2 protein-coding genes are annotated in these 2,243 nt (G+C 47.6%); both read right to left on the reverse strand.

Going from position 1 to position 2,243, the window contains the following annotated elements; genetic code table 11:
• Window positions 1-34 precede the first annotated feature (34 nt).
• Entirely contained in the window at window positions 35-1,744 is a 1,710-nt protein-coding gene (locus FTT63_RS15260) for an IS66 family transposase (protein WP_180192466.1), read from the reverse strand.
• Window positions 1,745-1,818: 74 nt separating this feature from the next.
• Window positions 1,819-2,154 carry an IS66 family insertion sequence element accessory protein TnpB gene (tnpB, locus tag FTT63_RS15265; protein WP_004783682.1) on the reverse strand — a complete coding sequence of 112 codons (336 nt, stop codon included), beginning with the start codon at window positions 2,152-2,154 and terminating at the stop codon, window positions 1,819-1,821.
• Between the last annotated feature and the right edge of the window lie 89 nt (window positions 2,155-2,243).

Consider the following 2,243-nt stretch of genomic DNA (forward strand, 5'->3'; position numbering starts at 1 on the left):
AAGGTAAGCGTCCGCTGAATCCCATACCTATTTTTTAATTCGATTTAGGTTTCCAGCAGTGCGGCAGCAATTCTTCAATTTGGGTCACTTTGTGTGTCGGTAACCTTTTCAGCACATCACTTAAATAGGCATACGGATCCAAGCCATTCAGCTTTGCTGACTGGATTAAAGTCATGATATTCGCCGCTCGCTGTCCACTGCGCAGCGAACCTGCAAACAACCAGTTCTTACGGCCCAATGCCCAGGGACGCATTGAGTTCTCTGCCCAGTTATTGTCAATGGGTAGATTGCCATCATCCAGATAGCGGCTTAAGGCTGGCCAACGCTTCAGACTGTAATTGATGGCCTTGGCGGTTGGAGAACTCGATGGCACCGTCAGATCATGTTGGTTGAGCCATTCATACAGTTGTTGCATCACCGGTTGGCTGTGCTGTTGTCGGTATTCGCGGCGGTGTTCTGCTGTACTATCGGTCTTTTTCCTGAGTTCTGCTTCTATCGCATACAGTTTCTGAATCATCAGTAATGCCTGTTCAGCGATCTGACTTTTCCCAGTCACATGTAGCTCATGGAATTTACGACGTGCATGCGCCATGCAGCCCACCTCAATGACATCGCCTGATTTAAAGCGTGCTTTATAACCACTGTAATCATCACAGACCAGATGGCCCTGCCAGCCATTCAGGAACTCTTCTGCATGCTGACCTGAACGGCTATCCTGAAAGTCATAGATCACCGCTTGAACTGGATTGTACTGTGTAGTGGCATAGGCCCAGACATAACCTTTCTTCGGTTTTTTCTCATCATCACCCATCCGCATGATGGTGACCGGCGTTTCATCGGCATGGATCACCCGCTGTTGCAGCACCACCTGTTTTAAGGCATTGGCCAGAGGCTCCAGTTCTACACCGCAGCGACCTATCCAGTCAGATAAAGTAGATCTGGACAGATCAATGCCCGCCCGCTGATAGATCAGGCGCTGACGGTACAGCGGCAAATGATCGGCATACTTCGATACCAGCACATGGCTGAGCAGTTCAGGTGAAGCAATGCCTTTATCAATCACATAGGCGGGCATCGCTTGCTGAGTCAGGGTGTCACACTGATCACAGACCCATTTGCCACGGACATGCTGTTCCTTATAGAACTGTGCCGGCCTGAAATGCAGTTTTTCACTGATATCTTCGCCGATACGACGTAACTGGCAGCCACAACTGCATTGGGTTGATGCTGGTTCATGCTCAATACGAATGGTGTGTAGATGATCGGGCAGCAGTCGACGTTTAGGTTTGTTGACTGTGGCTTTCTGTGTCCCTGCATCGGTTTTATCTGCATTTAATCGTTCTAATTCTAGATCAACGGCTGCAATATCTTCTTCGACCGCTTCGTCCCACAGATGGATTTGTTTTGCGGTGAGATGTTCGTTTTTACTGCCGAATTTATGCTTTTTAAACAGCGCCAGTTCATGCTCGTATTTTTGATTGAGAATAGAAAGATGCTGAACTTTAGAATCTAATTGCTGATTGGTGACTTCAAGATGTTGAACTTTGGCATCTAATTGTTGATTTGATACTTCCAGATGTTGAACTTTGGCATCTAATTGTTGATTTGATACTTCCAGATGTTGAACTTGAGCATCTAATTGTTGTTTATCTTCTGCGAGTTGTTGATGCTGCATTGCCAACTGCTGGGTAAATTCCAGCAGTTGTTCATGGGTCAGTTGGCTTAAATCGGGCAGCATTTTCATGACCGCAGTATGCCTGAGGTCATGACGCAGAGGAAATAGAACGTTTGGAGAATAGCAGAATAACCGAGCTTGGTTTAGAGCATAGTGACCACTTGCTGTCGTCCAATGCGCTGCCAGGGCAAACCCTGAATGAGTGCCTGTAACTGTTCTGGACTGAGAGCTACGTTTTCACCCTGGTGAACTTTAGCCCAGTGGAATTTTCCCTGTTCCAGCCGCCTGGCACACAGCCAGATGCCCAGTCCATCATGTACCAGTACTTTCATACGATGGCCACGTTTATTACAGAACAGGTAGGCGCAATGCGGTTTGATTGAGCCAAAGGCTTTCATAATCTGCGCCATAGCCGTATCCATACCCGCACGCATGTCCATCGGCTGGGTAGAGAGCCAGATTTCATCGATACGGATCATTTGATCAAGCCCTGAAGTAAAAGCAGCAACTCCTTGGCCGATTCCACTGGCCATTCGATTTCGATCACCTGATCTCTTGCAGAACATTG

It is taken from the genome of Acinetobacter sp. C15, from assembly GCF_013420645.1.
GTDB classification, from domain to species: domain Bacteria; phylum Pseudomonadota; class Gammaproteobacteria; order Pseudomonadales; family Moraxellaceae; genus Acinetobacter; species Acinetobacter indicus.

Coding starts and splice junctions, on each gene's coding strand:
- FTT63_RS15260 (WP_180192466.1), bottom strand. CDS start 1,744: ATGAAAATGCTGCCCGATTTAAGCCAACTGACCCATGAACAACTGCTG.
- tnpB (WP_004783682.1), bottom strand. CDS start 2,154: ATGATCCGTATCGATGAAATCTGGCTCTCTACCCAGCCGATGGACATG.